A 26,286-nucleotide genomic window follows, 5' to 3' on the forward strand; every position below is an offset into this window, starting at 1 on the left:
GACTATAAACATCAAAAATCGGACATATGGCCTTTATTCTTCCCGATCACCCTTTTGACCCTGACCAGCTGACCGGCAGCGTGATCGGCATTGCCTCCGCCCTCGGCTGGCACGACTCGGGCCTGCATCAACATCAACGCCATCAGCTGCTGTTCGCCCAATCCGGCTGCATGACCATGGAGCTGGAAGGTCGGGTCTGCCTGCTGCCGCCCACCCGCGCCGCCTGGCTGCCAGCGGGCACCGCCCACCGGGTACTGATGCGCGGTGTGGTGGCCTACCGCTCCCTCTACTTCCAGCCGCACCCCGAGTTGCCCGGCACGGTGGAGGTGCTGGCGGTCAATCCGCTGCTGCACGAACTGATCGAGCGGATGGCGCTCTGGCCGTGGGACAAACCGCAAGAGCAGCAGCAACGAACGGTGGCACTGTTTATGGAGGAGTTGGGGCTGGCGCCACGGGAGTCGTGGCAGTTGCCGCTGCCGACCGATCCCAGACTGGGCGGCTGGCTACAGCAGTTGAAACGGGGGGATGCCCTGCCCGATCGGCTCAACCGTCTGGCCGAGCGGGTGGGTGCCAGTGACAAGACCATTGGCCGTATCTTCATGCGGGAGACCGGCATGAGCTATCAGGCGTGGCGTCAGCAGTGGCGGCTGTTGCGCGCCATGGAGCTGCTGGCAGAAAGCGAGTCCATCAGCCGGATTGCCGCTGCGCTGGAATTCTCCAGCGACAGCGCCTTCATCAGCTTCTTCAAACAACATACGGGACAGACCCCCCTGCGCTATCTCAGCTCTCGGGGTGAGTCGCCACAGCCTGGCTCGCTTCCACCACCATGGTATCCAGCGCCAGCGGCTTGAGATTGTGCAACGCATCCTGCACCACGGCATGGGATGCCTGTTGCAACTCGCTCTGCACATCCTGCTCCAGCTGGACACTCTCCAGCTCGGGCCGCGGGTTTTCGTTGGCCATCACGTTCAGGCTCAGGACACTCACAATCAGGGTGGCGATCAGGCTTTTCATCTGGTTTGCTCCGGTATGGTTGAGATGACCAGATAGCTATTCCAATAGTTGTGCCAATCCTCACGCAATTCATAACATGATGATTTTGTTTAAATTAACTATATCTCGATACCAAATTGAGTCGCAAAATGCATCCCGCTCGGTCATTTTTAAACCAAAAGTTGGCGCTTTTAACCACGCTTGATTTTTGCACCATGTTCCACGTGGAACGTCCCATCTTTTTGATCGACACCCGCTTTTAAACTGAGCTATGGTGCTACATCCCCGTAACTCAAATCTGGATCTGTCACTGAATGGAATTTTCCTTGTTCGGCGAGAAGTTCACTCGCCACGCCGGCATTACCCAACTCATGGATGACCTCAATCAGGGGCTGACCAATCCGGACGCCATCATGCTGGGTGGTGGCAATCCGGCCCCCATCCCCGCCATGCTGGAGCGCTTTCAGGCCGAGGCCAAAACCCTGCTCGACAACGGCGAACTGGTGAAGGCGATGGCCAACTACGATGGCCCCCAGGGCAAGGACAGGTTCACCAAGGCGCTGGCGGCCCTGCTCAGCAAAGAGCTGGGCTGGGATATCTCGGCCCGCAATATCGCCCTGACCAACGGCAGCCAGAATGCCTTCTTCTACCTGTTCAACCTGCTGGCCGGTGAATTTGCTGATGGCCGCAAGAAGAAGGTGCTGTTCCCGCTCGCCCCCGAATACATCGGCTATGCCGACTCGGCGCTGGCCGACGACTACTTCGTGGCCTACAAGCCCACCATCGAGAAGCTGCCCGACGGCCAGTTCAAGTACCATGTGGACTTCGAGAGCCTGCAGGTGGGTGACGATATCGGGGTGATCTGCGTCTCCCGCCCGACCAATCCCACTGGCAACGTGTTGACCGACGAAGAGATCGAACATCTCGATCAGATCGCCCGCGACAAGGGAATTCCGCTGCTGATCGACAACGCCTACGGCGTCCCCTTCCCGGGCATCATCTTCAGCGAAGCCAAGCCGTTCTGGAACGCCAACACCATCCTCTGCATGAGTCTCTCCAAGCTGGGCTTGCCGGGCACCCGTTGCGGCATAGTCATCGCCGACGAGAAGATCATTCAGGCCATCACCAACCTGAGCGGCATCATCAATCTGGCACCGGGCAGTCTGGGGCCTGCCATCACCATCCCGATGATCGAGAGCGGCGATATCATTGCCCTCAGCGAACAGGTGGTGAAACCCTTCTATCAGCAGAAGGCGGAGCTGGCGGTGCAGCTGCTGCGTGAAGCGATCCCCGACCCGCGCTTCCACATTCACAAGCCGGAAGGCGCCCTCTTCCTATGGCTCTGGTTTGAAGGCTTGCCGATCCACTGTCAGGAGCTCTATGAGCGACTGAAGGCGAAAAACCTGCTGATCGTACCGGGTCACTACTTCTTCCCCGGTATCGATGACCCCGAGTGGCGCCACAGCCAGGAGTGCATCCGCCTCAACTACTCCCAGAGCGAGGAGCTGGTGCGTCGCGGCATCGCCATTCTGGCCGACGAGATCAACACCCTCTACGCTGGTTAATCCAATCCGGCGATACAAAAACAGAAAGGCCTGCAGATGCAGGCCTTTGTTATTTATCGCGATCCGGTTTGCTTAGCCGGGCAGCGCCAGCTGCTCGGGTTTGCCGATGGGGATGGCTCTGGGCTTGAGCGCCTCCGGCAGCTCGCGAGCCAGATCGATGGTCAACAGACCATGCTCCAGCTTGGCGCCCTGCACTTCCACGTGCTGGCTCAGCTTGAAGGCGAGCTCGAAGTCACGCTCGGCAATTCCCTGATGGAGGAACTGACGCTCACCGGCCGCAGCCCCTTTGCGCCCCTTCACCTTGAGGGTGCCGTTTTCGGTCTCCAGCTCCAGCTCTTCGCGCTCGAAGCCAGCTACGGCGACCGTGATGCGATAGCCATCCTGATCGCGCTTTTCAATGTTGTACGGGGGGTAAGCGGCGGTCTTCTGCTCGAACAGACCTTCCAGCTCACGGGCCATCCGCTCGAAGCCGACGGCGTTGGAATAGAGATGAGAAAAATCGAGGTTACGCATAATCCTATCCTTCTAATAAGCAACAGGTTCAACTCTCCACAGGCCCGTTATCGGCACCCGGGAAATTTTAAAATTTCAGTGAATTCAGGCTATCAGCCGTTAATCTCAATCTTGCGTGGCTTCATCGCCTCGGGCACTTCACGCACCAGCTCGATGTGCAGCAAGCCGTTTTTCAGGTCGGCCCCTTTCACCCTCACATAGTCGGCCAGCTGGAAGCGGCGCTCGAAACCACGCTCGGCGATCCCCTGATAGAGATAGTTGCGCCCGGTGTCGGCCTGCTTGTTGCCCTTCACCGTCAGCAGATTTTCCTGGAAGCTCAGCTCCAGCTCTTCCTGAGTAAAGCCCGCCACCGCCATGCTGATGCGGTAGTCGTTGTCACCCAGCTGCTCGATGTTGTAGGGGGGATAACCGGCATTGCCATTGCTGGCCGCAGATTCGATGAGATTGGCCAGACGATCGAAACCGATGGCAGAACGATAGAGCGGAGAAAAGTCGATAGAACGCATAGTATTACCCTCTTGTGAGCGATAACGGATTGTTTGCCCTCCTTATGGACGGGCACCTGGTCGAAACCTCTGTCGAGCGTTCCGGCCTTGTTACCTATATAGGGGCTCACTTTTTCCTTTCAAGGGGATTTTTTCAAATTTTTTAAATGGCCTCGCCGACCTTTGGAACATCAACCAGTTGGCCCGATAGTGATGATAATCGACCCGTGGGCCACTGATGGCAATGCGCTCCGCACCCCATAATTGGTTGCATATCCACCAGCCAACATGGAGCCATCCCATGAAGATTACCCAGGTTCGCAACGCCACCTTGCTGCTCGACTATGCCGGCACCCGCTTTCTGATCGACCCCATGCTCTCGGCTAAAGGGGCTTTCCCCGGCTTTGAGGGCACCTCCAACAGCCAGCTGCGCAATCCGCTGGTCGAGCTGCCGCTACCGCTCGATGAGCTGGTCAATGTGGACGCCGTGATCGTCACTCACGACCACCCCGACCACTGGGATGACGCCGCCAGAGCCCTGATCCCCAAGCATCTGCCGCTCTTGGTGCAACATCAGAAAGATGCCGATGCCATTCGTGCCAGTGGCTTTGAGGATGTGCGGCTGCTGAGCGACCAGCCCGAGTTTGCCGGCATTCGCCTGCAACAGACCGGTGGCCAGCACGGCAGCGACCAGTTGATGGCGGTACTGGGCGAGCGCATGGGAGAAGTGTGCGGCGTGATCTTCTCCCATCCCGATGAACAGAGCCTCTATCTGGTAGGTGATACCATCTGGCATCCCTCGGTCGAGCAAGCCCTGCAACAGCATCAACCCGAGGTCATCATCCTCAACTGCGGCGATGCACAGGTGCCCGGACTCGGTTCCATCATCATGGGCAAGGAGGATGTCGCCGCCGTTTATCAGGCCGCACCGCAAGCCACGCTGATCGCCAGCCATATGGAGGCGGTCAACCACGCCGTGCTGTCACGCCAGGAGCTGCACGACTATCTGGCGGAACGGGGCATGATGGATCGGGTACGGGTGCCAGAAGATGGAGAGGCGATATCACTGTGACCCGCAGGAGGGCCATGCCAGACATGGCCCTTCGGCTTTCACTGCCAGACGCTTATGATGAGTGGTCTGCGCACAGAGAGGAGCCAACATAATGCCCACCCCGATCGTTGCCGTGGTGACCTTCGATCACTTCAGCCCTTTTCACTGCGCCGTCCCCTGTCTCATCTTCGGCGACATCCTGCCGGGCCAGCCGCTGTTCGAGCTCAAGATCTGCTGCGGTGATGGCAACCATCATGCACACTCGGCGCAAGGCTTCACCATTCAGGCTCCCCATGGGCTGGAGGTACTGGCCGAGGCTGAGATCATCGTCATCCCCTTCTGGCACGACCCGGCAGCACAGCCACCCGCAGCGCTGCTCGATGCCCTGATTGCCGCCAGAGCCAGAGGTGCCCGGCTGGTCGGGCTCTGTCTTGGCACCTATGTGCTCGCCTACGCCGGACTACTTAATGGTCGCAAAGCATCGACCCACTGGGAGTACGAGCAGGATTTCTGCCACCGCTTTCCCTGCGTGCAGCTCGATACCAACGCCCTCTATGTGGATGACGAAGGGCTGGTCACCTCGGCAGGCACTGCCGCCGGGCTGGACTGCTGCCTCTATCTGGTACGCCAGTACCACGGCTCGGCCATCGCCAACAAGGTGGCGCGGCGGCTGGTGATCCCGCCCCACCGGGAAGGGGGTCAGGCCCAGTTTATCGAGCAGCCGGTGCCCGCCTCCACCCGCGATGTCCGGATGAACCAGTTGCTCGATCACCTGCGTGCCCATCTGGCCGAGCCTCACACCCTGGACTCTCTGGCGGCCCATACCCTGATGAGTCGGCGCACTTTTACCCGCCGTTTTCATCAGGCAACTGGCCTCTCGGTGGGTGAATGGCTGCTGGCAGAGCGGCTCAGGCGCAGTCAGGAGCTGCTGGAGGTAAGCGGCCATTCCATCGACCGCATCGCCGAGCTGGTCGGCTTCAAGAGTGCCACCTCCCTGCGCAATCACTTCCGCGCCCGCTTTGCCATCTCCCCCAGCGAGTGGCGACGATCTTTTCGTGGCCAAAACCCCTGATACCAAAGCACGATGTTTCACGTGGAACGTGCCACCTACTCCGCCCAAAAACAAAAAGCCGCTCACAGGGAGCGGCTATTTTTATATCGAGCTGACAGTGTCGATTAAACGTCGAGGTTGGCTACGCGCAGGGCGTTGGTCTCGATAAAGTCACGACGTGGCTCAACGGCATCACCCATCAGGGTGGAGAAGAGCTGGTCAGCACCGACGGCGTCGTCGATGGTGACGCGCAGCATGCGACGGGCTTCCGGATCCATGGTGGTTTCCCACAGCTGGTCCGGGTTCATCTCGCCCAGCCCTTTGTAGCGCTGGATGTAGATGCCGCGCTTGCCTTCGCCCATCAGCCACTCGACCGCTTCGACGAAGCTGGAGACCGGCTTGACCTTCTCGCCACGCTTGATGTAACCGCCTTCCTCGATCAGGTTGGCGATCTCCTTGCCCAGCGAGACCAGCTGACGGTACTCGGAGGATTGCAGGAAGTCGTAGCTGAGCGGATATTCGCGATCGACACCGTGCTGACGTACCACGGCGTGCGGCACGTACAGGCTGCGCTCTTCGTCACGACGAACCTGGATCTGGTACTGGATACCGTGGTTGCTCTCGTTGAGCACGGCTTCCATACCCTGACACCAGGCCAGCAGATCGCTCTCGCTGTTCAGCAGCGCTTCGTTCAACTCCGGCTGATAGATCAGCTGGGTCAGCACGGCTTCCGGCGCACGACGAGACATGCGGGTGATCAGGTGAGTCACCGAGCGGTGCTGGTTGACCAGGCGCTCCAGTGCCTCGCCACCGATAGCCGGGGCAGACTCGTTAACGTGCAGAGTGGCACCATCCAGCGCCATGGCGGTCTGGTACTGCAGCAGCGCGTCTTCGTCTTTCAGATACTGCTCCTGCTTGCCCTTCTTCACTTTGTAGAGCGGCGGCTGGGCGATATAGACGTAGCCACGTTCGATGATTTCCGGCATCTGACGATAGAAGAAGGTCAGCAGCAGGGTTCGGATGTGCGCACCATCGACGTCCGCATCGGTCATGATGATGATGTTGTGATAACGCAGCTTGTCCGGGTTGTACTCGTCGCGACCGATACCGCAACCCAGTGCGGTAATCAGGGTGCCCACCTCTTGCGAGGAGATCATCTTGTCGAAACGGGCCTTCTCTACGTTCAGGATTTTACCCTTGAGCGGCAGGATGGCCTGGTTTTTACGGTTGCGACCCTGCTTGGCGGAACCGCCAGCAGAGTCCCCTTCCACTATGTAGAGTTCGGAGAGAGCCGGGTCTTTTTCCTGACAGTCAGCCAGCTTGCCGGGCAGACCGGCGATATCCAGCGCGCCTTTGCGGCGGGTCAGTTCGCGGGCTTTGCGGGCCGCTTCACGGGCACGGGCCGCATCGATGATCTTGTTGACCACGATCTTGGCATCGCCCGGGTTTTCCAGCAGGAAGTCGGCCAGCTTCTCACCCATCGCCTGCTCAACGGCGGTCTTCACTTCGGAAGAGACCAGCTTGTCCTTGGTCTGGGAGGAGAACTTGGGATCCGGCACCTTGACGGAGATAACGGCAATCAGACCTTCACGCACGTCGTCGCCACTGGCGGCAGACTTGGCCTTCTTGCTGTAGTCCTCTTTGTCCATATAGGAGTTCAGAGTACGGGTCAGCGCGGTACGGAAGCCAACGAGGTGAGTACCACCATCCCGCTGCGGGATGTTGTTGGTGAAGCAGTAGACCCCTTCCTGATAAGCGTCGTTCCACTGCATCGCCACTTCAACGCCAATACCATCCTGCTCGGTGGTGAAATGGAACACCTTCGGGTGGATCGGGGTCTTGTTCTGGTTCAGGTATTCAACGAATGCCTTGATGCCACCCTCGTAGCAGAAATGCGCCTCGCGGCCATCACGCTCGTCTTGCAGACGGATGGAGACACCGGAGTTGAGGAAGGAGAGCTCGCGCAGGCGCTTGGCCAGGATCTCGTAATGGAACAGGGTATCGCTGAAAATGGCAGGGCTCGGCCAGAAGCGAACTTCGGTACCGGTGCCGGTGCTGTCGCCAATCTGCTTGAGCGGCGCCTGCGGCTCACCCAGATGATAGGTCTGCTCGTAGACGTGACCGTTACGACGAATGGTCAGCAACAGCTTGTCAGAGAGGGCGTTAACGACGGAGACACCCACGCCGTGCAGGCCGCCGGATACCTTGTAGGAGTTGTCATCAAACTTACCGCCTGCGTGCAGCACGGTCATGATGACTTCGGCAGCGGAGCGGCCCTCTTCCGGATGAATATCGACCGGAATACCACGGCCGTTATCGCGCACGGAGACGGAGCCATCGGAATGGATCTTGACCTGAATATCGGAGCAGTAGCCAGCGAGCGCCTCGTCAATGGAGTTATCGACGACCTCGAACACCATGTGGTGCAGACCCGAGCCATCATCCGTATCGCCGATATACATCCCCGGGCGCTTGCGGACCGCATCCAGGCCCTTCAGCACCTTGATATTCGAGGAGTCGTAAGTATTTTCACTCATAGCTTACTCTCTGCCTTCTCTAACGTTTCGGAGATTTTACCCTGTTCCACGTGGAACAACTTGCAGTCATTCGCATCCATCATGTCTGCGAGCTGACCGGTGTCGATGGCGGTGATAAACACCTGGGACGCACACTGCTTCAGCCTTGCGGCCAGCAAGCGGCGCTTGTCGACATCCAGTTCAGAGGCAAAATCGTCAATTAAAAAAATACAGCCACGGCTGCTATGTTGATTCAAATAGAGCCCTTGGGCCAGTCGCATGGCGCAGACCAGCAACTTCAGCTGACCCCGGGACAAAATATCCTGAGCGGGCACCCCGTTCGCCTTGAGGCGCACATCGGCTTTCTGTGGACCGACACCGGTATAGCCCAGCGCCCGATCCCGCTCAAACCCCGCCTCCAGCAGATCGCTGAGGGGAGTATCTTTCTCCCAGCCCCGGTAAAAGCCGAGACTGATATCGAATTCCGGCAGAAAATCCGCCGTCATCTCCTTGATCAGGGGCGTAATGGCCTGACAATAACTGGCGCGAAACTCGGCCAGCTCACAACCCAGCCGCACCAATTCCTGATCCCAGAACGCCAGCTGGCGGTACTGGGTGCTCTGGCGCAGCAGCGCATTGCGCTGTTTCAGCAGCCGCCGCACTCGCCCCCACAGAGCAAAGAAGGTCGGCTCCTGATGGAAGACACCCCAATCGAGCCAGGCGCGGCGAGCCTGAGGACCGCCCGTCAGCAGGTTGAAGCCATCGGGATGGATCAACTGCACCGGCAACAGCTCCGCCAAATCGGCCAGCCGCTGGGCCTGCGCCCCGGCAATCTTGAGCTGGGTCTCGCCACTCTTGTCTTTGGCAAGACCGATCGGAACCTGACGCCCCTCCAGCTCGCACTGGGCAAACAGGGTAAATGCCCTCTCCCCCTGGCGGATAACCCGCCCGGTCAAATGAGTGCGAAAGGAGCGCCCCAGACCAAGGTAGTGAATGGCTTCCAGCACGCTGGTCTTGCCGCTGCCATTGCACCCGACCAGAATGTTGAGGCCGGGCGACAGCTTGAGACTGGCTTGCTGGATATTGCGAAAGTCGCTGAGCTGGAGTTTGACCAGGGACACGACTAGATCCGCATCGGCATCACCACGTACTGAGCATCCTGATGTTCAAAATCCTCAATAATGGCACTGCTGATGGAATCGCTCAGGCTAATCCGAATTTGGTCACATTTTAACGTATTCAGCACGTCCAGCACATAAGAGACGTTAAAGCCGATCTCCATCTCGCCAGCGGCATATTGTACGTCAAGCAGCTCTTCGGCTTCTTCCTGTTCCGGGTTGTTGGCGGTGATGCGCAGCAGGTTTTCCTGCAGATTGAGACGCACCCCACGGAATTTCTCGTTGGAGAGGATGGCGGCGCGGGCAAACGCCTGACGCAGATCCTCACGGCCGGCGATCAGGGCCTTGTCGCTGTTGCGCGGAATGACGCGGCGCCAGTCCGGGAAGCGGCCATCCACCAGCTTGGAGGTGAAGATGAAGCCGTCCAGCGCAGCACGCAGGTTGCTGCGGCCGATCTGCAGACGTACCGGCTTGTCTTCTGCTTCCAGCAGACGCACCAGCTCCAGTACCCCCTTGCGCGGCAGGATAACCTGATGATCGGGCAGCGATTCCCCTACTACCTCGCGGCGGCAGGTGGCCAGACGGTGACCGTCGGTCGCCACGGTGCGCAGACCGTGACCTTCGCTCTCGAACAGCATGCCGTTCAGGTAGTAACGCACGTCCTGGCTGGCCATGGAGAACTGGGTCGCATCGATCAGCTTCTTCAGCTCCAGCTGGCTGATATCGAACTCGAGCACGGATTCCCAATCCTCGATGTTCGGATACTCGGTCGCCGGCAGGGTCGAGAGGTTGAAGCGGGAGCGACCGGACCGGATGATCAGGCGCTCGCCTTCGGTATTGAGACGGATCTCGGCGCCTTCCGGCAGACCACGGCAGATATCCAGCAGCTTGCGCGCCGGTACTGTGGTGCGGCCATCTTCGCTGGCCCCGTTCAGATAGACCTGACCGATCATCTCTACTTCGAGATCGGTACCGGTCAGTGACAGCAGACCGTTGCTGACATCAAGCAGCACGTTGCCGAGGATCGGCAGGGTCGGTCGGCCGCCGAGGGCGCCGGACACCAGTTGCAGAGGACGTAACAGGGCCTCACGGCTAATTTCGAGCTGCATCTGTGCTCTCCGTTGTGATTAGGAGGAAAAGATTCGGATCAGGTTGGAATATTCGCGCTGCATCTGTCCACTCGATTCCGTTATCAGGAAGAAAGGGTACGGATCAGGTTGGAATAGTCCTCCTTGATGTCGTGACTCTCCTCCTTCAGCTGCTCGATCTTGCGGCAGGCATGAAGAACGGTAGTGTGGTCACGGCCACCAAAGGCATCACCTATCTCCGGCAAACTGTGGTTGGTCAGCTCCTTGGCCAGTGCCATCGCCAGCTGGCGCGGACGGGCAACAGAGCGGGAACGGCGCTTGGAGAGCAGATCCGCCAGCTTGATCTTGTAGTACTCCGCCACCGTCTTCTGGATATTGTCGATGGTGACCAGCTTCTCCTGCAGTGCCAACAGGTCGCGCAGCGCTTCGCGCACGAAATCGATGTTGATGGCACGGCCGGTGAAGTTGGCGTTGGCGATCACCCGGTTGAGGGCGCCTTCCAGTTCACGGACGTTGGATCGCAGACGTTTGGCAATGAAGAAGGCCACTTCGTCCGGCAGATGGATCTGGTTCTCGTCTGCCTTGCGCATCAGGATCGCGACGCGGGTCTCCAGCTCCGGCGGTTCGATCGCCACGGTCAGGCCCCAGCCGAAGCGGGACTTGAGGCGATCCTCGACACCGTTGATCTCCTTCGGATAGCGATCCGAGGTCAGGATGATCTGCTGGTTACCTTCCAGCAAGGCATTGAAGGTATGGAAGAACTCCTCCTGGGAGCGCTCCTTGTTGGCGAAAAACTGGATGTCATCGATGAGCAGGGCATCGACGCTGCGGTAGTAACGCTTGAACTCTTCAATGGCGTTGTTTTGCAGCGCTTTCACCATGTCCTGAACAAACCGCTCGGAGTGCATATAGATGACTTTGGCATCTTTTTTACTCTCCTTGATGGCATTGCCAACGGCGTGCAACAGGTGGGTTTTACCCAGGCCGGTGCCGCCATAGAGGAACAGCGGATTGTAAGCACCACCCGGATTGTCCGCTACCTGACGGGCCGCCGCACGCGCCAACTGGTTGGACTTACCCTCGACGAAATTCTCGAAGGTATAGTTCACGTTGGTGTTGCTCTTGTGGTTCGGCTCGGGCTTGGCTTCAGCCTTGCTTTCCCAGCTCTTCTGCAAGTTATTCACAGGCGCGGCACCCTGTACCGGCGCTCTGGCGACAGCAACAGGATGGGGACGATTGCCTATATCAAAACGCAGGGCGGGGCCGTCGACCCCGCAGAGTTCGTTGATGATGCCGTTAACCCGGATGAGATACTTGTCTCGTACCCAGTCCAGAACAAAGCGATTCGGTGCATACAGGGTCAGAGTATTGTCACTCAACTCCGCTTGAAGCGGCCGGATCCACATGCTGAATTCTGCCGAGGGCAACTCATCTTGCAGCCGGTTAAGGCACTGCTGCCATAGCGAAGCAGTCACTCTAAACTCCTGTCGATTGATTAACTAAAGACCGGCTATTCTACGTTTTTAGCCGCCGGATCTCCAGCCATCGCCCGGTGGATCCAGCAAATAAGATCCTTGACTTTCAAGGATCCAGCGCCTTTGGATCGGATTTCATCCCCAAAGTTACCCACAGCTTGATCCACCGTCCGGATTGGTCGATCCCGTGCTTCTCTCCTGTTATTTCATATAACCAAATGTCATTTATTTTTTAAATTTTATTCCAATAACATCAGGGCCAAACCAGTTATTACAACTACAAATACAAGACATTGAGAGAGAGAAACACCATGAAAACATCCATCAAACTGATTTCCGGCGCAGCCATCCTGCTCGCCACACTGTCCGGTCAGGCCATCGCCCAGGAGACCATCAAGGTCGGCATGTCTGGCAAATATTTCCCGTTCACCTTCGTCAAGCAGGACAAGCTGCAAGGGTTTGAAGTGGATATGTGGAACCAGATCGGCGAGCGCACCGGCTACAAGGTCGAATTCGTGACCGCCAGCTTCTCCGGCCTGTTCGGCATGCTGGAAACCGGCCGCATCGATACCATCTCCAACCAGATCACCATCACCGACGAGCGCAAGGCGAAGTACGACTTCTCCCAGCCTTACGTCTATGACGGCGCCCAGATTGTGGTACGCAAGGGCAACAGCACCATCCACGGCATCAAGGATCTGGAAGGCAAGAAGGTGGCCGTGAACCTGGGTTCCAACTTTGAAGAGCTGCTGCGCAAGAACGACCCGAACAAGAAGATCGACATCCGCACCTATGACTCCGCCTTCGAGCAGGATGTCGCCCTGGGTCGCATCGATGCCTTCGTGATGGACCGCGTCTCCACCGCCCAGCTGATCAAAGAGTCCAAGCTGCCGCTGCAACAGGCTGGCGCACCGTTCGAGACAATCGAGAACGCACTGCCCTTCCTGAAGACCCCGGAGAAACAGGCGCTGCTGAAGAAGGTCGACGAGGCCCTGACCGCCATGCGCAAGGATGGCTCCCTGCGTCAGATCTCCGAGAAATGGTTCGCTTCCGACATCACCGACAAATAAATGATGGAATTTGACCTCGAATACACGCTGGGGCTGTTTCCCATCCTGCTCAAATACCTGGGCACCACGATGGAGATGGCCCTGTGGGGATTCGTGCTGGCACTCGTACTCTCGCTGGCCCTGGCGATAGTACGGGTGTTTCGCGTCCCCGCGATTCACTGGCTGGCAATGCTCTATATCTCGTTCTTTCGGGGTACACCGCTACTCGTTCAGCTGTTCCTGCTCTACTACGGACTGCCGCAACTGTTCCCGATCTTCGTGGGGATGGATGCCTTTACCGCCGCCATCGTCGGTCTGACCCTGCACTTCGCCGCCTACATGGCCGAGTCGATCCGCGCAGCCATCCTCGGCATTCACAAAAGCCAGATGGAAGCCGCGCTCAGTATCGGCATGAGCCGTTATCAGGCGATGCAGCGGATCATCCTGCCGCAGGCGGCCCGTATCGCCACCCCGTCGCTGATGAACTACTTCATCGACATGATCAAGAGCACCTCGCTGGCGTTCACCCTGGGGGTGGCCGAGATCATGGGCAAAGCGCAGATGGAAGCCTCCTCCTCCTTCAAGTTCTTCGAGAGCTTTATGGCGGTGGCGCTGATCTACTGGGTAGTGGTGATCTTCTTTACCCGCTTGCAGCATCTGCTGGAAGTTCGTCTCAACCGTGCCTATTAAAGGAGGGCGTTCATGATCAAGCTAACCGGCCTCTCCAAGGCATATCACGGCAATCAGGTGCTCAACGGTATCGATCTGGAGGTCAAAAAGGGGGAAATTGTCGTCATCATCGGTCCCTCCGGCACCGGCAAGTCGACCCTGTTGCGCTGCCTGAACCTGCTGGAGACCCCGGATGCGGGCACCCTTGCCATCGACGATCTCGAGCTGAATCTGGCCAAGGCCAGCGAACAGCAGGCGATCGAGCTGCGCAAACGGGCCTCCTTCGTGTTCCAGAACTACGCCCTTTTTGCCAACAAAACAGCGCTCGACAACATCGCCGAAGGGCTGATCACCGTCTGGAAGCAGCCAAAAGCCGAGGCCCGCGCCACAGCGCTCGGCATCCTCAAGGACATTGGTCTTGCCGACAAGCAGGATGCCTATCCGGCGTCGCTCTCAGGCGGGCAACAGCAGCGGGTCGGCATTGGTCGCGCCATGGCGGCCCACTCCAAGGTGATCCTGTTTGATGAGCCCACCTCGGCCCTCGATCCCGAGTGGGTCGACGAGGTTTTGGGGTTGATGAAGGAGTTGGCCCGCCAGCACCAGACCATGGTGGTGGTAACTCATGAGATTGAATTTGCTCGTGATGTTGCCGATCGGGTGATCTTCATGGAAGGGGGGCGGATCGTCGAGCAGGGCCCGCCGGATCAGATATTGGTCGATCCCAAGGATCCCCGTACCCGGGAGTTTTTGCGGAAAGTCCTTAAATAGCTCTCTCTTTGGCGGCCTGGCCGCCTTTTTTATTGAGGGATCCCTTGTTTAACCCCGGGTTGCCAGTATAATCCGGAGCCCTTGATCCTCTGGATCCTCACGCTCGGCAGTGGCCTTTTCAAGGCCATGGCAGGATGAGAGGGAACGGCGGATTGACTAAAAGCCGAACTCTGTTTAGAATTCGGCCTCTTTTGCTAGTCGTCACACGCTATAGCTGGCGCGTCGGCTAAGTGTGACAATCAAAACTGTACAGAAATACGGAATCGAATCATGAAACGTACTTTTCAACCGTCCAACCTGAAGCGCAAGCGCTCTCACGGTTTCCGCGCCCGCATGGCAACTGCCAACGGTCGTAAAGTTCTGGCCGCTCGTCGTGCCAAGGGTCGTGCCCGCCTGGTAGTCTAATGCCTACCCAGCACACCTTCTCTCGGGAGTTACGTCTGTTAACTCCCGAACACTTCAAACGCGTTTTCGCCGAGCCTGTCCGGGCCGCCTCTCCGCAGATTACCCTTCTCGCTTCTCCCAATTCGCTCGAACACCCTCGTCTTGGTCTCGCTGTGCCCAAAAAAGCACTCAAGCGTGCCGTTTGGCGTAATCGTGTCAAACGGGTGGTTCGGGAAAGTTTCCGCCTCAAACAACATCAGCTGCCCGCTATCGACATCGTAGTGATCGCCAAGGCCGGTGTGAAAGAGATGGATAACGAGGAACTGTTCAAGTTACTGGAAAAGCTATGGCGCACCCTGTCACGCCGTTGCAATGGGTAGCTATCAAACTGATACGCCTGTATCAGCTAATCATTAGCCCTCTGCTCGGGCCGCGCTGCCGTTTTACTCCAACTTGTTCCCAATTTGCGATAGAAGCCATCCGACTTCACGGTTTCATAAAAGGCGTTTGGTTAGCCAGCAAACGTCTATTAAAATGCCATCCCTTATCCGAGGGTGGTTATGACCCGGTTCCGCAACCAAAGCGAAGAAACTGAAAACTATGGAATCACAACGCAATCTACTCCTGATCGGTTTGCTGTTCGTGAGCTTTCTGCTCTGGCAACAGTGGGAGTCCGACAAGGCTCCGAAGCCGGCCCCGACTACCGTGGCCCAAACCGAACATTTCGTACCTGAAGCCGGTCAGACCGGTGATATTCCTCAGGTTTCCGAGCAAGCCAACGCGACTGCCGCACGCAAGCTGATCACCGTCTCCTCTGACGTGCTCAAGCTGACCCTGGACACCCAGGGTGGCGACATCGTGTCTGCCGAACTGCTGTCTCACAAACTGGAAGAGGGCAAGGACCAACCGTTCGTGCTGCTGACCAGCAAGCCTGAGCACCTCTATATCGCCCAGAGCGGTCTGGTGGGTCGCAACGGTCCGGACAGTCAGGCCGAAGGTCGTCCTACCTATGAAGCCGCCCAGACCAGCTATCAGCTGGCCGATGGTCAGGATCAAGTCGTCGTTCCGATGACCTGGACCGACAGCAAGGGCGTGGTCTTCACCAAGGAGTTCATCCTCAAGCGTGGCGACTATGCCGTTGGCGTTGATTACAAGATCGACAACAAATCTGCCGAGCCGGTTCAGGTGCAGTTCTATGGTCAGCTGAAGCAGACCGTAGCCACACCGAAGGATCAGGAAGGTCATGCCATGGTAGCCAGCGCTTACCGTGGTGGTGCCTTCTCCACTGAAGATACCCGCTACAAGAAGTACACCTTCGACGAGATGAAGGATGCCGACCTGAACAAGACCACCAAGGGTGGTTGGGTCGCCATGCTGCAACACTACTTCGTTTCTGCCTGGGCTCCGAATGCCGACGATACCAACAGCTTCTACAGCCGCGTGATCCCGGGTAAAGGCCAGGCCATCATCGGTTACAAGGCGCCGATGGTTGACGTGGCTGCCGGTCAACAGGCCGAAGTGACCAGCAAACTGTGGGTTGGCCCCAAGCTGCAAGACCAGATGGCCAAGGTGGCTAACCATCTCGACCTGACCGTCGACTACGGCTGGCTGTGGTTCATCGCCCAACCGCTGCACTGGCTGCTGACCGTGTTCCACGGTTTCGTCCAGAACTGGGGTCTGGCCATCATCATGCTGACCCTGCTGGTGCGCGGCATCATGTTCCCGCTGACCAAGGCCCAGTACACCTCCATGGCCAAGATGCGCATGCTGCAACCCAAGATTGCGGCCCTGCGCGAGCGCTTCGGCGATGACCGCCAGAAGATGTCTCAGGGCATGATGGAGCTGTACAAGAAGGAGAAGGTCAACCCGCTGGGTGGCTGCCTGCCGATCCTGGTTCAGATGCCGATCTTCATCGCCCTTTACTGGGCACTGATGGAGTCCGTTGAACTGCGTCACGCGCCGTTTGCCCTGTGGATCACTGACCTGTCAGTGAAGGACCCCTTCTTCGTGCTGCCAATCCTCATGGGTGCTTCCATGTGGTATCTGCAGAAGATGAGCCCGACCACCGTAACCGACCCGATGCAGCAGAAAGTGATGCAGTTCATGCCGATCATCTTCACTTTCATGTTCCTCTGGTTCCCGGCTGGCCTGACTCTCTACTGGCTGGTGAGCAACGTCATCTCCATCATCCAGCAGACCATCATCTATCGTCAGCTGGAGAAGAAAGGACTGCATTCACGCAGCTAATCTTCCCGTGATGACAAAAGAGGCGGCCTTCGGGCCGCCTTTTTTATTACAATGTCTCCCACTACGTTTTCCTATCAGCGAACAAACGAGCCAAGCAAGATGACAACAGATACGATCGTGGCCCAGGCCACCGCGCCAGGCCGTGGTGGCGTCGGCATAGTCCGGGTCTCCGGCCCCGCCGCCGAACAGGTCGCCGGGATAGTGCTCGGCAAGCTCCCGCGGGTGCGCTACGCCGAATATCTGCCGTTCAAGGATGAGCAAGGCCAGGTACTGGATCAGGGCATCGCCCTGCTGTTCAAAGCCCCCAACAGCTTCACCGGCGAGGATGTGCTGGAGCTGCAGGGCCACGGCGGCCCCGTCATCATGGACATGCTGATCCGCCGCATTCTGAAAATCGATGGCATCCGCCCTGCCCGCCCCGGCGAGTTCAGCGAGCGCGCCTTCATCAACGACAAGCTGGATCTGGCCCAGGCCGAAGCTATCGCTGACCTTATTGAAGCCTCCAGCGAACAGGCTGCCCGCAGCGCCATGCACTCCCTGCAGGGGCAGTTCTCCAGCAAGATCCAGCAGCTGGTGGAAAACCTGACCCGGCTGCGCATCTATGTGGAAGCGGCCATCGACTTCCCGGACGAGGAGATCGACTTCCTCTCCGATGGCAAGGTGGCGGGCGACCTCTACGCCATCATGTCCGAGCTGGACGACGTGCGCGGGGAAGCCAAACAGGGCGCTCTGCTGCGGGAAGGGATGAAGGTGGTGATCGCCGGTCGTCCCAACGCCGGCAAATCGAGCCTGCTCAATGCCCTCGCGGGCCGCGAGTCGGCCATCGTCACCGAGATTGCTGGCACCACCCGCGACGTGCTGCGCGAACACATCCATCTCGATGGCATGCCGCTGCACATCATCGACACCGCCGGTCTGCGCGACACTCAGGACAAGGTGGAGCAGATCGGTATCGAACGCGCCTGGGCCGAGATTGAACAGGCCGATCGGGTGCTGTTTATGGTGGATGGCACCACCACGGATGCGGTTGACCCGCGAGAGATCTGGCCGGAATTTGTTGATCGGTTGCCAAAAAACATCGGCCTCACCGTCATTCGCAACAAGGCCGACCTGACCGGCGAGGATCTGGCACCGAGCCAGGAGCAGGGCCACGCCGTCTACCGCATCTCCGCCAAGACCGAGCTGGGGCTGCCCGCCCTGCGCGAGCACCTGAAAGCCTGCATGGGCTTCCAGGGCAACACCGAAGGGGGCTTTATGGCCCGCCGCCGCCATCTGGATGCGCTGGAGCGCGCCGCCGAGCGCCTGCTGGTGGCCAAGGAGCAACTGGAAGTGTTCGTGGCTGGCGAGCTGGTAGCCGAAGAGCTGCGCCTGGCGCAGGAGTCCCTCTCCGAGATCACCGGCGAATTCAGCTCCGACGATCTGCTGGGCCGTATCTTCTCCAGCTTCTGCATCGGCAAGTAACTCTCCGCACAGCAGGCAACAAAAAGCCCGGGTTCATCCCGGGCTTTTTGTTGTGCGTTTTTTGTCCGCAAACCTAGAGGCGGCGCAAACACCACATGAAGTAAGCGCCCCCTAACAGGGTGGAGACCAACCCGACCGGCACCTCCTGCGGGAAAAGGATCTGCTGGCCGACCCAGTCAGCCGACACCATCAACAGGGCACCGGAAGTAGCGGCCCCAAGCAGGTGCCAGCGTGCCCGCACCAGCCCCATCAGCTTGGCCATATGTGGCGCCAACAGACCGACGAAGGAGAGCGGCCCCACCACTAAGGTGGCACTGGCGGTGAGCACGGCCACCAGCAGCAGGATGGCGAGCTGGGCGCGGTTGAGGCGAATGCCGAGTGCGGTGGCTACCGCCGCCCCCATTGGCATCAGATCGAGCCAGCGGCTGACAAGCAGGCAGGCGGCCAGCATCAACAGCGCCAGCCCCACCAGCCCATAGGCCACCGGCAAGGTGACGTAATAGGTGGAACCAGACATCCAGGAGAGCAGTTGCTGCACCCGCATGTCGCCGTTGGCCAGCGCGATAGCCTGCAGCGGCTCAAACAACGCCGTGATGGCAATACCTGAGAGCAGGATCCGCTCCGGCTGGAAGCCGTGTTTGCGATTGACCACCACCAGCAACAACAGGCAGCCGAAGGCACCGAGCAGGCCACCGGCCAGCATCAACGGCAGGGGCAATGCAGGCAGCAACAGCGCCGTGGCTATCACCCCCATAAAGGTGCCGCCGCTCACCCCCAGCAGCTCAGGGCTCGCCATAGGATTGTTGCTAACCCGCTGCAACAGAGTGCCCGCCAGCGCCAGTAGCACGCCAGCCGCCCCCGCCGCCAGAGTGCGCGGCAACCGCCACTCCAGTTGGGCCTGCCAGCGGAGCCAGCTTGGCCAACTCCAGCCCGTCATCCCCTGTCCAACCAGCAGGGAGGCGACCACAGCCAGCATCAGCCCGACCAGCAACAGGCCAATAAGGCGAGCCGGAGCCGGATGGCGAGCCACCAGCAGGCCGGCGTTAGCCTTCGGCGTACCCGACTTGATGCCAAGGCGCGGGATCAACCAGAGCAGCAGCGGCGCACCCAGCAGGGCGGTCATGGCGCCGGTGGGGATCAAGACTGGCCAGAAGCGGCTCAGACTCTGCAGCAGCAGATCGGTCGCCGCCAGCAGCAGGGCGCCGAGGATCGGTGCCCACAATAGCCGCTGGCCGAGCTGACGGATCCCGAGCAGCCGCACCATGGCGGGCGCTGCCAGCCCGATAAAGCCGATCAGCCCCACCACGCTCACCACGCAAGCGGTGACAAACACCGCCAGCCCCAGTCCGGCAAAACGCAGATGCTGCAGGGAGACCCCCAGACTGCGGGCGCTGGCATCATCCAGCTCCAGCACCGCCAGCGGGCGTACCAGCACCGCAGCCAGCGCAGCGGCTGCCAGCAGGCGGGGCAACAGGTAACTCACCCCGCTCCAGCTGTTCTGTACCAGAGAGCCACTGCCCCACACCAGCAAACCTTTCAGCTCCTCCTGAAAGAACAGCAAGAGTCCGATGCTGATGGCCGCCAGATAGAGGTTGATCACCAGCCCGGCAAAGACGATGACCACCGGATTGAGCTGACGACGCAAGGCTAGGGCGAACACCAGCGCCATCGCAAGGCCACCGCCGGCCATGGCGATCCACTCCCGCCCCAGCAGCAGCCAGGAGGGGGCAAACAGGGTCACCATCATCAGCGCCAGCTGGGCGCCGGAGGCCACCCCCAAGGTGGTCGGTGACGCGAGCGGGTTGCGCAGCACCTGCTGCATCAGGGTGCCCGCCAGCCCGAGAGCCGCCCCGGCCAACAGGGTGACAGCCAAGCGGGGTAGCCAGCTGAAATGCACCACTGCTTGGCTGACATCATCCAGATTGGGGGCGAACAGGCTCTGCCACCAGAGCGCACCGGGCAGCTGGCGAGCCAGCTCCCAATACGCGAGCAAGAGGGTCAACCCCAGCAGGATCGAGACCGGCCGCAGCAGCGGCGATGTGAGCAGTCGCTTCATCGGCTAGCCTCCATACGCTCGGCATCTTGCAGCAATGCATCGCTGAGCAGACCGGCAAAACGGCGGGCGGCAAGTACGCCGCCAAAACTCCAGACCGCAGGCAGATGCAGCACAGGCGCCTGCCGAACCAGCGGCAGATGCTGCCACAGACCAGGCTCCTGCAGCCGTTCGCTCACCCCGACCGGAATGGGATCGACCACCACCAGCCGCGCGGTTGGCAAGGTCATAAACTGCTCGATGCTGACCACCGAGAAACCCCAGTCATTGGTCTGATCCTGCCAGCCATTACGCAGCCCAAGCCGCGTCATCACCGCATCGAACAGGCTGTGGCGACCAAACACCCGCACATGGCGTTCATCGATAAACTGCACCACCAGCAGGGGCGGCAGATCCGCAGGCAATCCGGCCTGCATGCTGGCGAGATCCCGATCCAGCCCGGCCAGCAGCCGTTCGCCCTCGGCGGTTTTGCCCACTATACGGGCGAGGGTCAGGGTCACCTCGTGCAGCCGCTGCCACAGATCGGTTTGCCCATCATAGAGGGCGATGGTGCTCACCGGTGCAATGCGGGAAAGAGTTGGCGCCAGCGGGGCCGCCAGCGGCGAGATGAGGATGCGATCGGGTCTGAGCTCCGCCAGCAGCTCACGGTTGGGCTGGGTGCGCAGGCCGATATCCACCACTCCGGCAGGTAGCCGTGGCTCGCGGACCCATGCCTGATAGGGACCTGCATCCCCCACCGCCAGCGGTGTCACCCCGAGTGCCAGCAGTGTTTCGGCTATGGTCCAGTCGACGGTGGCGATACGGGGTGGCGCGCTGGTGGCCTCGTTTGTTGCGGATGATTGTGCAGCCTGCAACGGGAGCGCCAGCAGCAGGCTAACGATGCAAGGGACCATCTTCAATAAAAGGTTCAAGTATGCCCCCGGTCAGACGATGGCGATGGGATGGGCATGGGCCGGGTGGCGAATGACCTCCATCGGGATGCCATAGATGGCGTGCAGGGTCTCGCTGGTCATGATCCCCTCAGGTTCGCCGTGGGTAAGCAGGCGGCCGGAATGGAGCGCCACCAACCGATCACAGAAGCGGGAGGCCATATTGATGTCGTGAATGACGATGATGACCCCAAGGTTGAGCTGACGGCTCAACTGCTTGACGAGCGTCAGCACCTCCACCTGATGGGCCACGTCCAGCGCGGCCAGCGGCTCGTCCAGTAGGATAAAGCGGCTCTCCTGGGCCAGCAGCATCGCCAGCCAGACCCGCCCCCGCTCGCCGCCGGAGAGGGTATCCACCAGCCGATCGGCAAAGCGTTCTGTATGAGTCAGAGCGATGGCACGCTCGACCTGACGGTGATCCTCCGCCCCCATCCGGCCCAGCAGGCCGCGCCAGGGGTAGCGGCCCATCTCCACCAGCTCCCGCCCGAGCAGATTCTCGGCGCTAGGCAGATGCTGGGGCAGATAGGCCACCTGACGGGCAAACTCCCGGTAGCCCCAGTCGGGCAGCGGCTTGCCATCGAACCGGATCTCGCCGTCGCTGAGATGTTGCTGGCGAGCCAGCAGCTTGAGCAGGGTCGATTTGCCCGACCCATTGTGGCCGATGAGGCCATAGACCTGTCCCTGCTCGAAACGCAGGTCGGTGGGGTGCAGCAGCGTGCGGTCATTGACCGTGAAGCTGGCTGATTTCATCTCGAACATAAGCAATTCCTGTGCTGGCTTGCCGCCAGTCTCATCGGTGCCAGCATCAAGCCGGCACCTCGCAATCCAGGTGAGCGATCGCATCACGGCTCACTGCGGCACGGCGCGCCCCGGTCAGTTCGGTGAGCTGACCCTGACGCATCTCCAGCAGGCGATCTGCCAGCGGGAAGTAGTGATCATCGTGACTGATGGCAATCACCGTCTTGCCCATCTCCTTGAGGCGCGGCAGCAGCGCCTGATAGAAGATGCGACGGAACTGGGGATCCTGATCCGCAGCCCACTCGTCAAACAGCATCACTTCGCGCTGCTCGGCCAGCGCCAGCAGCAGGGCGACCCGCTTGCGCTGCCCTTGGGAGAGATTGATATCGGCGATAAAGCCATCCTCGATGGTGAGCTTGCTGCCCATCTGCAACCGCTCCAGCCACTCGGCCACCAGCTCATCCTTGGGTTCCGGCCCCAGCAGGTGCTGGAACAGGTGATAGTCGGTGAAGATGGCGGAGAAGAGCTCCAGATAGCCGTTGCGATCGGTGATCGGCTCACCATCCAGCAGGATCCGGCCCGATACCGGCTGGTAAAGGCCGGTCAACAGCATGGCCAGGGTCGACTTGCCGGAGCCATTGCCACCGATGATGAAGATCTGCTCCCCCTTTTCGATGACCAGATCGATGGGGCCAACGGCAAAGCCGCCCTCCCCCTGATAGTGAAAGCTCACCTGCTCCAGCTCGATACGCTGCCAGGGTCGGATGGCGGGCGGCAGCGGGAAGTCCGCATCCGGCTCGGCCAGATTGAGGGCGGCGATCTTGTCGAACGCCACCTGAGCGGCAAGCAGGGTCGGCAGGGCGCCAATCCCCTGCAACAGCGGGGTGCGCAGGAACAGCAGGGTCAGGGCGAAGGTGGCGGCCACATTGGTGTTGGCCCAGCCAAGGCCGTTGGCCAGAAAGAAGACCAGACCGATGGCCCCCAGCATCATGATATTCGACCAGTTCACCGCGCTCAGGTGATAGGTGTCGGCGCGGATGATCTGCTGGCGGTAGTCACGGGCATTCTGCTCATAGAGCTGGTGGTAAACGAAATGAGCCCGCTCGCGGTTGAGCGCCAGCTCCTTGCTGCCCGCAATGATGGCCTGATAGTTCTGATAGAGCCGATCTTCGGCCTGACGCATGTGGGAGAGATGGCGATAAACACGGTTCACCAGCAACCAGCCCACCACCATGGTGACGGTGACCCAGAGCGCAGTCACCCCGAGCAATGCAGGAGAGAGCCAGCCAAGGTAAAGGGCAGAGCCCAGCGTGAGTACCAGCCCCTGCACCAGCTCAGGCAGGCGCACGAAGGCGATGGTGATCTGGCCGATATCGCTGGAGAGAGAGGCCAGCAGCGGCCCCTGACCAATCTGGCGGATGCGGGCGACATCGGTATCCAGCAGTTGCTTGAGCAGACGGCCACGCAACCGGTAGACAAAATGGTGACCGAGGGTGGTCAGGGCCAGCTGAGATCCGAGCGTGATCACCAGCAGCAACACAATCAGGCCGACCAGCTGACCGAGGATCGGCAGCGGATCACCTATAGATTCGATAAGAGACTGATTGATAAAGGCAATGACACCAATCCCGCTGACGGCACTGAGCAGACTGAGCAGGGTAATGGCGATAAAGGGCCAACGATATTGGCGATAAACCAGAGACAAGAGTTCCATAACGGACCGGTATTCCAGAGAGATCAGAACAACTGCGGGTGAAAAGAAGGGCGGGAATCCGGTTCCCGCCCGACTTCGATTACCAGCGGTAGTTGATGCTGCCCACTACGCTGCGCGGCTCACCGTAGTAGCAGTAGTAGTCACAACTGGCCACGTAGGTTTCACCCAGCAGGTTGTTGACGTTGAGCTGGGCACGCCAATTCTTGGCAAAGTCATACCCGATCATCGCATCCCAAACGGTATGGGCTGGCACCTCGGCAGAGCCGTAGATGGGGGTGTAGTCCGCATTCACGGCGCCAATACCCACGCTGGAACCGATATAACGCACACCGGTCCCCAGCTCCAGACCCGAAGCCACCCCTTGCAGCACCTTGTAGTTACCCCAGAAGGAGGCCTGGTGGCGCGGGATCAGGCTGGCACGGCGATCGCCACTGCCGGTGTCGTTGGTTTTGGCATCGGTGTAGGTATAAGCAGCGGTCAGACGCAGCGCATCTGTCACCTGCACGCTCCCTTCCAGCTCAACCCCCTGAGAGGTCATCTCGCCAGCTTGGGTCTGCTGGCCTGAGCCACTGGAAACCAGAGCGTTACTTTGCTCCAGATCGAACAGCGCCAGATTGATGTAACCGTCGAGGAAGGCAGGCGCATATTTGACGCCTGCTTCATACAATTTTCCCTCACGGGATTTATATGAAGTTTTGGTATTCGGATCGATCCCGGGCAACATCAAGAACGACTCAGAATAAGCAAGATATGGCGAGATGCCGTTGTCGGCCAGATACATCAAGCTGCCGGAAAGGGATAGCGCATGATCGTACTGCTTTTCATCTCTATCATATGTTTTGCTGATGTTATGGGTCTCGACATAGTCAAAGCGACCACCTCCTGTCAGCAACCAGCGATCGTCCCAACGGATCTGATGCTGGGCATAAATCCCCTCTTGGGCCATGGTTGTTTTCTGATAAGTGGCCGTTGACTCATCAAATCCAGGGAAGCCGCTGTAATCCGGATTCTGGGTATCTATGGTCCCCATCCATGAATCCGCTTCCATCCCCTTGTTGACATGACGCTGCAGATCCACCCCAAGCAGCAGGGTCTGCTCGGTGCTGTCGGTGTTCCAGTAGCCCACCATCTGATTATCCATAGTGGCACTCTTGGTATTGCCATCCCGATAGATCATGCCACGGCCACGAACCGGCATATTTTCATCGGGAGTCGCGGGCCAGGCAGCCCAAGGATAGATATAGGTCTGGCGCAGCAGCAGATCGTTATAGTTGAACCGAACCTTCTGCTTGAACTCCCAGCTCTGGTTGAGCTGGTGGGCCAACTCATAACCGGTGGAGAGCTGGGTATTGCGGTTGCGATCGTAATCCGGCTGGCTCAGGTTGGTGGAGGGATCAATCTGGCCACCTGAAGTATTCAGGGTGCCATAGACCGGGAAGAAGCCGTTGGTCGGGACTCCTTCGTCGTGCAGGAAACTGGCCAGCAGGGTCAGGCTGGTACGATCCGAAAGATCGAAGGCGACGCTCGGCGCCAGATAAACCCGATCGTTGTAAGTACCGGTAAGCACCCCATCACGCTCTTTATAGAGAGCAACCATGCGGTAGCGGCTGTTGTCGGAGAGCGCATCAGAGACGTCCACCCCGACCTGACGATGATCCCGGCTGCCAAGCTGCAGATCCACCAGCCCTTGCGGCGTGGTGGTCGGTCGCTTGCTGATGGCATTGATCACCCCGCCCGGAGGCGCTACGCCGTAGAGCATTGAAGCGGGCCCCTTCAGCACTTCCAGACTCTCCAGGCCGAACGGTTCCGGCGTCCAAAGATAGTAACCAGAGCCAAACAGGATGCTTCCATCGAGATAGGAAGCAGCATCGAAGCCACGCACCTTGAACCAGTCGGTGTTGTTGTCGGAGCCATAGAGGCCGGTCAATACACCGGAACGGTAGCGAATCGCTTCATCCAGCTGCAACACGGCGTGCTGATCCAGCTCCTCGCGATTAACCACGGAGACGGCGCGAGGGGTCTCGGCCATCGGCACTTCAACCTTCATGGCCGTACCGGTCACCACCATGGTTTCGCTGGCTTTGGGCAGCTCAGCGGTGGTTTGTTCGGCCATCAGCGGCAGAGAGACGAGCAAACCGGAGAGCGAAAGCACGCCGAAGGCGCCCTTCTTGCCGGGTCCTGTAGTGTATTTTTGCGCAATCATATTAAAGTCTCGTTTATCAATGAGTTATGTTGTTTTAATTGTTATTTGTGGTCGTTTGTCACGACATCACCCTGTTCCATGGGCGAATAAAGCAGCGCAATCCTACTACAGGAGCCGTGATCGAATCGATTCAATAATTGCTAATCATTTGCACCTACATTGTTATCTAGCTGCATCGTTGGCAGGATTTCGCGGGGGATGGGCGTCATCAGGAGA

Annotated in this window: 24 protein-coding genes; 12 read left to right on the forward strand and 12 right to left on the reverse strand. The window is 59.3% G+C overall.

The genetic code is table 11. The annotated features are described in order from the left end of the window. Positions 1–26 precede the first annotated feature (26 nt). The gene (locus I6L46_RS16845) at positions 27–851 is read left to right on the forward strand and encodes a helix-turn-helix domain-containing protein (RefSeq protein ID WP_216976437.1); all 825 of its coding nucleotides are present in this window, start codon (positions 27–29) and stop codon (positions 849–851) included. Here the strand turns inward: I6L46_RS16845 and I6L46_RS16850 are convergent. Then, positions 781–1,014: a hypothetical protein gene (locus tag I6L46_RS16850; RefSeq protein ID WP_216976439.1), complete on the reverse strand. Its 234-nt coding sequence runs from the start codon at positions 1,012–1,014 to the stop codon at positions 781–783. The genes I6L46_RS16845 and I6L46_RS16850 overlap by 71 nt on opposite strands. Before the next feature lie 293 nt (positions 1,015–1,307). Here I6L46_RS16850 and I6L46_RS16855 point away from each other — a divergent pair, with 293 nt between their 5' ends. Further along, positions 1,308–2,558, forward strand: a complete 1,251-nt coding sequence (locus I6L46_RS16855) for a valine--pyruvate transaminase (RefSeq protein ID WP_216976441.1) — start codon at positions 1,308–1,310, stop codon at positions 2,556–2,558. A 72-nt stretch (positions 2,559–2,630) separates the two neighbouring features. Here I6L46_RS16855 and I6L46_RS16860 read toward each other — a convergent pair whose 3' ends face one another. Together I6L46_RS16860 and I6L46_RS16865 are read right to left on the reverse strand one after the other, a co-directional pair. Then, a complete protein-coding gene (locus I6L46_RS16860; protein WP_005339297.1) occupies positions 2,631–3,071 on the reverse strand; it encodes an Hsp20 family protein in 441 nt (146 codons plus the stop codon). A gap of 92 nt (positions 3,072–3,163) precedes the next feature. Then, positions 3,164–3,577, reverse strand: a complete 414-nt coding sequence (locus tag I6L46_RS16865) for an Hsp20 family protein (protein ID WP_005339298.1) — start codon at positions 3,575–3,577, stop codon at positions 3,164–3,166. 280 nt (positions 3,578–3,857) lie between these two features. Between I6L46_RS16865 and I6L46_RS16870 the strand changes: the two genes are divergently transcribed. Continuing rightward, on the forward strand, positions 3,858–4,628 hold the full coding sequence (locus I6L46_RS16870) for an MBL fold metallo-hydrolase (protein ID WP_216976443.1): 771 nt from the start codon (positions 3,858–3,860) through the stop codon (positions 4,626–4,628). A gap of 91 nt (positions 4,629–4,719) precedes the next feature. Beyond that, the gene (locus I6L46_RS16875) at positions 4,720–5,679 is read left to right on the forward strand and encodes a helix-turn-helix domain-containing protein (RefSeq protein WP_158114269.1); all 960 of its coding nucleotides are present in this window, start codon (positions 4,720–4,722) and stop codon (positions 5,677–5,679) included. 104 nt (positions 5,680–5,783) lie between these two features. Here I6L46_RS16875 and gyrB read toward each other — a convergent pair whose 3' ends face one another. The 4 genes from gyrB to dnaA all read right to left on the reverse strand — a co-directional run bounded on the left by gyrB (position 5,784) and on the right by dnaA (position 11,855). After that, positions 5,784–8,195, reverse strand: a complete 2,412-nt coding sequence (gene gyrB, locus I6L46_RS16880) for a DNA topoisomerase (ATP-hydrolyzing) subunit B (protein ID WP_216976445.1) — start codon at positions 8,193–8,195, stop codon at positions 5,784–5,786. Next, on the reverse strand, positions 8,192–9,295 hold the full coding sequence (recF, locus tag I6L46_RS16885; protein WP_216976447.1) for a DNA replication/repair protein RecF: 1,104 nt from the start codon (positions 9,293–9,295) through the stop codon (positions 8,192–8,194). The genes gyrB and recF overlap by 4 nt, the downstream gene beginning before the upstream one ends. 2 nt (positions 9,296–9,297) lie before the next feature. Continuing rightward, a complete protein-coding gene (dnaN, locus tag I6L46_RS16890; RefSeq protein WP_005339306.1) occupies positions 9,298–10,401 on the reverse strand; it encodes a DNA polymerase III subunit beta in 1,104 nt (367 codons plus the stop codon). Between the two features lie 83 nt (positions 10,402–10,484). Next, the gene (gene dnaA, locus I6L46_RS16895) at positions 10,485–11,855 is read right to left on the reverse strand and encodes a chromosomal replication initiator protein DnaA (protein WP_005339307.1); all 1,371 of its coding nucleotides are present in this window, start codon (positions 11,853–11,855) and stop codon (positions 10,485–10,487) included. A 311-nt stretch (positions 11,856–12,166) separates the two neighbouring features. On the opposite strand from dnaA, the gene I6L46_RS16900 reads away from it, so the two are divergent. The 8 genes from I6L46_RS16900 to mnmE all read left to right on the forward strand — a co-directional run bounded on the left by I6L46_RS16900 (position 12,167) and on the right by mnmE (position 18,433). Further along, positions 12,167–12,925 (forward strand): amino acid ABC transporter substrate-binding protein, encoded by a 759-nt coding sequence (locus I6L46_RS16900; protein ID WP_005339308.1) that lies wholly within the window; start codon positions 12,167–12,169, stop codon positions 12,923–12,925. After that, the gene (locus tag I6L46_RS16905; RefSeq protein WP_019445518.1) at positions 12,926–13,594 is read left to right on the forward strand and encodes an amino acid ABC transporter permease; all 669 of its coding nucleotides are present in this window, start codon (positions 12,926–12,928) and stop codon (positions 13,592–13,594) included. 12 nt (positions 13,595–13,606) lie between these two features. Continuing rightward, positions 13,607–14,341, forward strand: a complete 735-nt coding sequence (locus tag I6L46_RS16910) for an amino acid ABC transporter ATP-binding protein (RefSeq protein ID WP_005339311.1) — start codon at positions 13,607–13,609, stop codon at positions 14,339–14,341. A 270-nt stretch (positions 14,342–14,611) separates the two neighbouring features. After that, the gene (rpmH, locus tag I6L46_RS16915; RefSeq protein ID WP_005307156.1) at positions 14,612–14,746 is read left to right on the forward strand and encodes a 50S ribosomal protein L34; all 135 of its coding nucleotides are present in this window, start codon (positions 14,612–14,614) and stop codon (positions 14,744–14,746) included. After that, on the forward strand, positions 14,746–15,105 hold the full coding sequence (gene rnpA / locus I6L46_RS16920; protein WP_005342318.1) for a ribonuclease P protein component: 360 nt from the start codon (positions 14,746–14,748) through the stop codon (positions 15,103–15,105). The genes rpmH and rnpA overlap by 1 nt, the downstream gene beginning before the upstream one ends. Next, positions 15,072–15,320, forward strand: a complete 249-nt coding sequence (yidD, locus tag I6L46_RS16925; RefSeq protein WP_075116235.1) for a membrane protein insertion efficiency factor YidD — start codon at positions 15,072–15,074, stop codon at positions 15,318–15,320. Before rnpA ends, yidD begins: the two co-directional genes overlap by 34 nt. A gap of 5 nt (positions 15,321–15,325) precedes the next feature. Next, positions 15,326–16,972 carry a membrane protein insertase YidC gene (gene yidC / locus I6L46_RS16930; RefSeq protein WP_088868083.1) on the forward strand — a complete coding sequence of 549 codons (1,647 nt, stop codon included), beginning with the start codon at positions 15,326–15,328 and terminating at the stop codon, positions 16,970–16,972. 99 nt (positions 16,973–17,071) lie between these two features. After that, positions 17,072–18,433, forward strand: a complete 1,362-nt coding sequence (gene mnmE, locus I6L46_RS16935) for a tRNA uridine-5-carboxymethylaminomethyl(34) synthesis GTPase MnmE (RefSeq protein ID WP_197928275.1) — start codon at positions 17,072–17,074, stop codon at positions 18,431–18,433. Positions 18,434–18,506: 73 nt separating this feature from the next. On the opposite strand, the gene fhuB is transcribed toward mnmE, so the two are convergent. The 5 genes from fhuB to I6L46_RS16960 form a co-directional block, all read right to left on the reverse strand. Continuing rightward, complete coding sequence (gene fhuB, locus I6L46_RS16940; protein WP_216976449.1) at positions 18,507–20,489, reverse strand: Fe(3+)-hydroxamate ABC transporter permease FhuB; 1,983 nt, start codon at positions 20,487–20,489, stop codon at positions 18,507–18,509. After that, a complete protein-coding gene (locus I6L46_RS16945) occupies positions 20,486–21,379 on the reverse strand; it encodes an ABC transporter substrate-binding protein (RefSeq protein ID WP_216978069.1) in 894 nt (297 codons plus the stop codon). Before I6L46_RS16945 ends, fhuB begins: the two co-directional genes overlap by 4 nt. 30 nt (positions 21,380–21,409) lie before the next feature. Then, the gene (locus I6L46_RS16950) at positions 21,410–22,174 is read right to left on the reverse strand and encodes an ATP-binding cassette domain-containing protein (protein ID WP_216976451.1); all 765 of its coding nucleotides are present in this window, start codon (positions 22,172–22,174) and stop codon (positions 21,410–21,412) included. A gap of 46 nt (positions 22,175–22,220) precedes the next feature. Then, the gene (locus tag I6L46_RS16955; protein ID WP_216976453.1) at positions 22,221–23,867 is read right to left on the reverse strand and encodes a multidrug ABC transporter permease/ATP-binding protein; all 1,647 of its coding nucleotides are present in this window, start codon (positions 23,865–23,867) and stop codon (positions 22,221–22,223) included. 79 nt (positions 23,868–23,946) lie between these two features. Beyond that, positions 23,947–26,070 carry a TonB-dependent siderophore receptor gene (locus I6L46_RS16960; RefSeq protein WP_216976455.1) on the reverse strand — a complete coding sequence of 708 codons (2,124 nt, stop codon included), beginning with the start codon at positions 26,068–26,070 and terminating at the stop codon, positions 23,947–23,949. Positions 26,071–26,286 lie beyond the last annotated feature (216 nt).

The organism is Aeromonas sp. FDAARGOS 1416, from assembly GCF_019048085.1.
Taxonomy (GTDB): Bacteria; Pseudomonadota; Gammaproteobacteria; order Enterobacterales; family Aeromonadaceae; genus Aeromonas; species Aeromonas veronii.